Source organism: Caloranaerobacter sp. TR13 (genome assembly GCF_001316435.1).
In the GTDB taxonomy this organism is placed as follows: domain Bacteria; phylum Bacillota; class Clostridia; order Tissierellales; family Thermohalobacteraceae; genus Caloranaerobacter.
The window spans coordinates 20,958-27,627 of record NZ_JXLL01000020.1; the positions used below are offsets into that span (position 1 = coordinate 20,958).

Annotated in this window: 6 protein-coding genes and 1 other RNA gene; 5 read left to right on the plus strand and 2 right to left on the minus strand. The window is 31.7% G+C overall.

Going from position 1 to position 6,670, the window contains the following annotated elements; translation table 11 throughout:
- The first annotated feature begins 4 nt into the window (after positions 1-4).
- The 5 genes from TR13x_RS09965 (at position 5) to TR13x_RS09985 (ending at position 4,886) form a co-directional block, all read left to right on the plus strand.
- Positions 5-556 carry an HDIG domain-containing metalloprotein gene (locus TR13x_RS09965; protein WP_054871788.1) on the plus strand — a complete coding sequence of 184 codons (552 nt, stop codon included), beginning with the start codon at positions 5-7 and terminating at the stop codon, positions 554-556.
- Positions 557-577: 21 nt separating this feature from the next.
- Entirely contained in the window at positions 578-2,692 is a 2,115-nt protein-coding gene (gene rnr / locus TR13x_RS09970; RefSeq protein WP_054871789.1) for a ribonuclease R, read from the plus strand.
- Positions 2,693-2,824: 132 nt separating this feature from the next.
- A complete protein-coding gene (gene smpB / locus TR13x_RS09975) occupies positions 2,825-3,292 on the plus strand; it encodes an SsrA-binding protein SmpB (RefSeq protein ID WP_054871790.1) in 468 nt (155 codons plus the stop codon).
- 58 nt (positions 3,293-3,350) lie between these two features.
- Positions 3,351-3,704: a transfer-messenger RNA gene (gene ssrA, locus TR13x_RS10980) on the plus strand.
- A gap of 219 nt (positions 3,705-3,923) precedes the next feature.
- Positions 3,924-4,886, plus strand: a complete 963-nt coding sequence (locus TR13x_RS09985) for a 5'-nucleotidase, lipoprotein e(P4) family (protein ID WP_082394858.1) — start codon at positions 3,924-3,926, stop codon at positions 4,884-4,886.
- Between the two features lie 49 nt (positions 4,887-4,935).
- Here TR13x_RS09985 and sdaAA read toward each other — a convergent pair whose 3' ends face one another.
- Together sdaAA and sdaAB are read right to left on the minus strand one after the other, a co-directional pair.
- Positions 4,936-5,805, minus strand: a complete 870-nt coding sequence (gene sdaAA, locus TR13x_RS09990; RefSeq protein WP_054871792.1) for an L-serine ammonia-lyase, iron-sulfur-dependent, subunit alpha — start codon at positions 5,803-5,805, stop codon at positions 4,936-4,938.
- A gap of 1 nt (position 5,806) precedes the next feature.
- A complete protein-coding gene (gene sdaAB, locus TR13x_RS09995; RefSeq protein ID WP_054871793.1) occupies positions 5,807-6,487 on the minus strand; it encodes an L-serine ammonia-lyase, iron-sulfur-dependent subunit beta in 681 nt (226 codons plus the stop codon).
- Between the last annotated feature and the right edge of the window lie 183 nt (positions 6,488-6,670).

Genomic DNA, 6,670 nt, shown 5'->3' on the forward strand with positions numbered 1-6,670 from the left:
TCTAATGAATAGAATAGAAGCTTTAAAACATGTAAAAGCTAATGTTAAAAATAAGAATTTAATTAAACATATGTTAGCTACAGAAGCAGTTATGAAAGGATTAGCTAGGAAACTAAAACAAGACGAAGTAAAATGGGGGATTGTAGGCCTACTACATGATATAGACTATGAAAAGACAGCTAAGAATCCAGAAAAACATAGTCTAATAGGTGCACAAATGTTAGAAGAGCTAGGTTATGATGATGATATAGTTTATGCAGTAAAGGTGCATAATGATATGCATGGTTTAAAGAGAAATAGTTTAATGGATAAAGCATTATATTCAAGTGATCCATTAACAGGGCTAATAGTTGCAGCAGCTTTAATATCACCTGAGAAGAAATTAAATAAAATTGATGAGAAATTTGTGTTAAATAGGTTTAAAGAAAAATCTTTTGCAAAAGGTGCAAATAGAGACCAAATTGCTGCTTGTAAAGAGATAGGTTTAGAATTAGAAGAATTTATTGAAATAGGTTTAAGTTCTATGCAAGAAATTTCGAAAGAATTAGAATTGTAATAGTTTGGAGGTTTGTATATTATGAGTACAAAAGAAAAAATTGTACAATTTATGCGAGAAGAAGCATATAAGCCAATGCTTAAAGAAGAGCTTGTGAGGATATTTGAAATTGCAGATAATGAAGTTAAAGATTTTTACAAACTACTAGATACAATGGAGAAAGAAGGTACAATCATTAAAACTAGAAATGACAGATATGGCGTACCTGAGCGTATGAATTTAGTTGTAGGTACTTTACAGGGACACCCTAGAGGATATGGTTTTGTAGTGCCTGACAATAAAGATATTAAAGATATTTTTATACCTTCACAAGATTTAAATGGAGCACTACATGGAGATAGAGTAGTAGCAAGAGTAATAAGTAGAGGCTTTGGAGGTAAAAGAGAAGAAGGGGAAATTATAAGGATACTTGAAAGAGCTAATAAGACAATAGTAGGGACATTTGAAAAGAGCAAACATTTTGGATTTGTGATTCCTGATGATAATAGGATAAGCATGGATGTATTTATTCCAAAGGCAGAAATAAATGGAGCTAAGACAAATCAAAAAGTTGTTGTTGAAATTACTAAATGGCCTGAAAAAAGGAGAAATCCTGAAGGTAGGATAATAGAAATATTAGGCTACAAAGGTGATGTAGGTACAGATATATTGGCAATAATTAAAAAATATGGTCTTACAGAGGAGTTTCCTGAAAAGGTTTTAAGGGAAGCTGATAGTATACCTGAAGAGATTCCTGAGGAAGAGATAAATAGACGTTTAGACTTAAGAGATAAAAATATTTTCACTATAGATGGAATAGATGCTAAAGATTTAGATGATGCAGTATCGATTGAAAGATTAGAAAATGGAAATTTTAAATTAGGGGTTCATATTGCTGATGTAACTTATTATGTAAAGGAAAGGTCTCATTTAGATAAAGAAGCTTTAAAGAGAGGCACAAGTGTATATTTAGTTGATAGAGTTATTCCAATGCTTCCAAGAAAATTATCAAATGGTGTTTGTAGTTTAAATCCAGGAGTTCCTAGACTTACTTTAAGCGTTTTTATGGAAATTGATAAATATGGTAGAGTAGTAGACCATGAAATTGTAGAAAGTATTATCCAAAGCAAAGAGAGATTGGTTTATACCGATATTTCAAATCTTTTAGAAAATAATGATGAAGAATTAAAGAAAAGATATAGTCATATTCTAGAAGATTTAAAGGCTATGGAGGAATTGTGTAATATATTAAGGAAAAAAAGAGAAAATAGAGGTAGCATAGATTTTGATTTTGATGAAGCAAAAATTATTTTAGATGAAAACGGGAAGCCTATAGATATTAAGAAGGCAGAAAGAAGAATAGCAAATAGAATTATTGAAGAGTTTATGCTTGTTTGTAACGAAACAGTAGCAGAATATATGTATTGGTCACAAACTCCATTCGTATATAGAATACATGAAGATCCAGATGAAGAAAAAATTAATGAATTTAATAAATTTATTCATAATTTTGGATATCATCTAAAGGGTATTCAGCAAATCCATCCGAAAGAACTTCAAAATTTGTTGAAAAAAGTAGAAGGCACTAAGGAAGAGACAGTAATAAATACATTAATGCTTAGATCGTTAAAAAAAGCTAGATATAGTGCTGAACCTGATAGTCATTTTGGATTAGCAGCAAGATATTACTGTCATTTCACTTCACCCATAAGAAGATATCCTGACTTGCAGATTCATAGGATAATAAAAGCTTTTATAAATGGTGAATTGAAAGGGGGCAAAATTGAAAAATTAAAGAAGAAATTACCTCATGTAGCTGAACAATCATCTATAAGAGAGAGAATAGCCGATGAGGCTGAAAGGGAAACTGAAGATTTGAAGAAAGTAGAATATATGTCAGAAAGGCTTGGCAAAATTTATGAAGGTATAATATCTGGTGTTATGCCATTCGGTATTTTTGTCGAGTTAGATAATACTATCGAAGGTTTAGTCCATATAAGTACTTTAGTTGACGATTATTATATATATGATGAGTTTAATCATAGCTTTATTGGTGAGAGAACTAAAAAGACTTATAAAATAGGGGATGTAGTTAAAGTAAAAGTAATGAAAGCAGATATTGATAAAAGAGAGATTGATTTTATATTTGTAGAGTAAAGCTAATAGATTAATACGATATAAAAACCGCAGGCTTAGCTTGAATGCTAAGGCCTGCGATTTTTATGTATTGACAAATATAAATATATATGTTACAATTACCTTTGCACTAAATATGATGTGGTGGTAAATATGCGAAAAGGTAATAATATAAAAGTAATTGCAAGAAACAAAAAAGCAAGGCACGACTACTTTATTGAAGAAACCTTTGAAGTAGGGATTGTCTTAACAGGTACAGAGGTAAAGTCAATAAGACAAGGTAGAGTTAATCTTAAGGATAGCTATGCTGTTGTAGAAAATGGCGAGGTATTTATTAATAACATGCATATAAGTCCTTATGAGCAGGGGAATATTTACAATACTGATCCGTTAAGAAAAAGAAAGCTTTTGCTTCATAAAAGAGAAATAAATAAGTTAATTGGCTATACTACACAAAAGGGTTATTCTTTGATACCTTTAAGCATATATATAAAAAATGGTCTAGTAAAATTAGAATTGTCAATAGCTAAAGGAAAGAAATTATACGATAAAAGACATGATATTGCTAAGAGAGATGCTGAAAGAAGGATACAAAAACATTTAAGTGCAAAGTATAGTTAGAAAACAGTTATTTATTGTAGAGATTGATAAAAACATAAAATATAATATATATTGACTTGGGGGCGAATATGGTTTCGACGGAGGCATGGAGTCAAGAGTAGCGAGTCGTTGTCGCCAAGCAACGTTAAAAGTGGCATCTAAAAATAAACGCAAACGATAATTACGCTTTAGCTGCGTAAGGAAATACGCGGCCGCTTCCTCTAATAGACCTGCCTATTAGAGTGTAAGTGTCATAATCTGCAGGGAACTGCTGTAGGGGTTCTCCGACCTATAGTAGATCAATTGGAGATAGCTGAGAATGAAGCCTGTTGCTGGGCGTCATACTTGGCGAAAAATAGTACAGCAACTGCGCTCGGAGAGGCTCTTGACAAAGTGCTTTCGGACGTGGGTTCGACTCCCACCGCCTCCACCAATAAATAAAAACCTTGATTTACATTGGAATGTAAGTCAAGGTTTTTTTATACTCCAATTGGTTATTTTGTAAATTAATTTCTAAAATATGAAGGAATATTGATGTTTAGTAATAAGAAGTGTTAAAACTATTTAAAAAATAAAGAAGGAAAAATTATATAAATGTAGAATATTATACTTATATTTATAATTTAAAAATAAATATAAGGGGGTTTTTTTAGTGTTTAATAAAACAAAGAAAGTATTTGTATTGTTAATGGTTATTGCTTTAGTTGGCGTAAATGCTCTTGCAATAGCTGGAAGTAATGTTTATATTGTAAAGCCTGGTGATACACTAGGTAAAATAGCCAAACAACATGGATTAGATTGGAGAAAACTAGCAGAAGTTAACAAATTAAAAAATCCTCATCTAATATTCCCAGGAGATGAGATAGTATTAACAGATTATACTACAAAAGACTTAAACGAACAGTTAGTAATGGCTACTTCTTGGGTTCAAAATTCAGCTGAATATAGAGCATTGTGTTATCAAGCTTTCAATCTTGCAAAAATGATATTAGATAATGATTTAGCTACTAATACTTCAACTGAGAAAAGAGCAATTATTGTAGATATAGACGAAACAGTTCTTGATAATAGTGCATATGAAGCACACTTAATTGGGAAAGATTACGGATATTCATCAAAAACTTGGAATCCATGGATGGCAGAAGGCATTGCAGAACCTGTTCCAGGGGCAGTAGAGTTCTTAAACTATGCTGCAGATAAAGGAGTAGAAGTTTTCTATATTTCTAATAGAAAAATGGTAGGTTTTGAAGGTACATTAAAGAACTTAAAAGAAAAAGGTTTCCCATTTGCTGATGAAGAGCATATAATGCTTAGAACTGCAGAATCTAGTAAAAAAGCAAGAAGAGAGAAAGTAGATGAGAATTATAGAATAGTTTTACTTATGGGTGATAATCTAAATGATTTTTCAGAGGTTTTTGAGAAAAAATCTGTACAAGATAGATTTGCAGTTACTGATGAGTATAAAGACTACTTCGGTTCAAAGTTTATAGTGCTACCTAACCCAATGTATGGTGAATGGGAAGGTGCTATATATAATTATAATTGGGGCGCTTCTGCTAAAGAGAAAAATGAAATGAGAAAGAGTAATTTAAGAGTTTGGAACTTTGAAAATTAATTTTACTAAAAAACCTTGATTTGCTGAGCAAATCAAGGTTTTTTCCATTTTATCTTAACACTTCTTTCATTAACTTTTTACCAGTAGGAGTTGCAGCGAGGCCTCCTAAAGCAGTTTCTCTTAATTCAACAGGGAGCGCTCTTCCTACATTGTACATTGCTTCTACAACTTCATCAAAAGGTATTATACTTTTGACACCAGCAAGAGCTAAATCAGCAGAAATTAACGCGTTTGCTGCACCTGAAGCATTTCTTTTTGCACATGGTGCTTCTACTAAACCAGCAATAGGGTCACATACAAGGCCTAAAATATTTTTTATAGCAATAGCTGCTGCATGTAAGGACATTTCTGGTGTTCCTCCAGCCATCTCAACAACAGCAGCTGCTGCCATAGCAGATGCAGCTCCACATTCAGCTTGACATCCACCTTCTGCACCAGATATTGTTGCATTTTTTGCAATAATTTGACCTATACCTGCAGCAGTAAAAAGGGCATTTATAATATCTTCTTCATTTGCATCTAAAACTTCTGCAGCTGTAAAAATAACAGAAGGTATTATTCCACAAGAGCCAGCAGTAGGAGCAGCTACAATTTTGCCCATAGCAGCATTTACTTCAGAACAAGATAATGCTCTTGCCATAGCTTTATTTATGACATCTCCACATAAAGTCTTTTTATTTTTTCTATAATTTTCAACTTTTTTAGAATCTCCACCTATTAGTCCACTTATAGATTTAATATCATTTTCCAGACCACGTGTTGAAGATTCTTTCATTACTAGAAGATTTTCTTTCATTTTATTTCTTAGTTCTTTTTCATTTATTTCAGAAACTTGCGCTTCGTTTTGAAGTATAATCTCCCAAAGCTTAAGTCCTTTTTCATTTGCTATTTTAAGCAACTCTTCACCAGTATTAAACATTCTAACACTCCTTCTTTGCAGGATTAATTGCTTTAACATTGATAATTTCTTTTATGTTTTGTAGCTCTTCAATAACTATTGAATCAATTTTATGATCAGTTTCAATAATCATTGAAGCTTCTTTTCCTTTTATTTTTCTATTTACTTTCATAGTTGCAATATTAATATCATGTTCAGCTAAAACTGTAGTAACTTTACTGATAATACCTTTTTTATCTATATGCCTAATTACTAGAGTAGGATATATACCAGAAAATTCAACATTATATCCATTAATATTAGTAATGACAATACTACCTCCACCTATAGATGAACCAGTAACATCTACTTTCAAGCCATTGCTCATATAAAATACTATTTTTACTGTATTAGGATGCTCATATCCTAAATCTGTTTCAACAAATCTAATTTTTACTCCTTTTTCTTTTGCTATATTAAGAGAATTCCTCAATCTTTCATCATAAGGTTCCATACCTAAAATACCTGCGACTAAAGCTCTGTCAGTACCATGCCCCTTGTAAGTTTTTGCAAAAGACCCATGCAAATAAAAAGTTACAGCTTCAAAATCATTACCTGCTATTTCCATGGCAACTTTACCAAGTCTTGCTGCACCTGCTGTATGTGAACTAGAAGGACCGATCATAATAGGACCTAATATATCAAATGTACTATAATTTTTCATTTATATCTCCCTTCTTATGTAATCTTTCATTGTTATTTTAACACCTAGTCTTTACAGATACAATAATAAATATAACTGAACACTAATAGACCCCATCTACAAAGGATGGGGCCAGGTTATAGATAAAATAAACTATAATAATTGAAAAAATATAAACGAATAATTACAAAGCTTTAGCAAAGA

Bases quoted from the DNA above. Each gene is read 5' to 3' on its own strand.
- sdaAA (WP_054871792.1), bottom strand. From the start codon at position 5,805: ATGTTTAATACTGGTGAAGAGTTGCTTAAAATAGCAAATGAAAAAGGA.
- smpB (WP_054871790.1), top strand. From the start codon at position 2,825: ATGCGAAAAGGTAATAATATAAAAGTAATTGCAAGAAACAAAAAAGCA.
- TR13x_RS09965 (WP_054871788.1), top strand. From the start codon at position 5: ATGAATAGAATAGAAGCTTTAAAACATGTAAAAGCTAATGTTAAAAAT.
- sdaAB (WP_054871793.1), bottom strand. From the start codon at position 6,487: ATGAAAAATTATAGTACATTTGATATATTAGGTCCTATTATGATCGGT.
- rnr (WP_054871789.1), top strand. From the start codon at position 578: ATGAGTACAAAAGAAAAAATTGTACAATTTATGCGAGAAGAAGCATAT.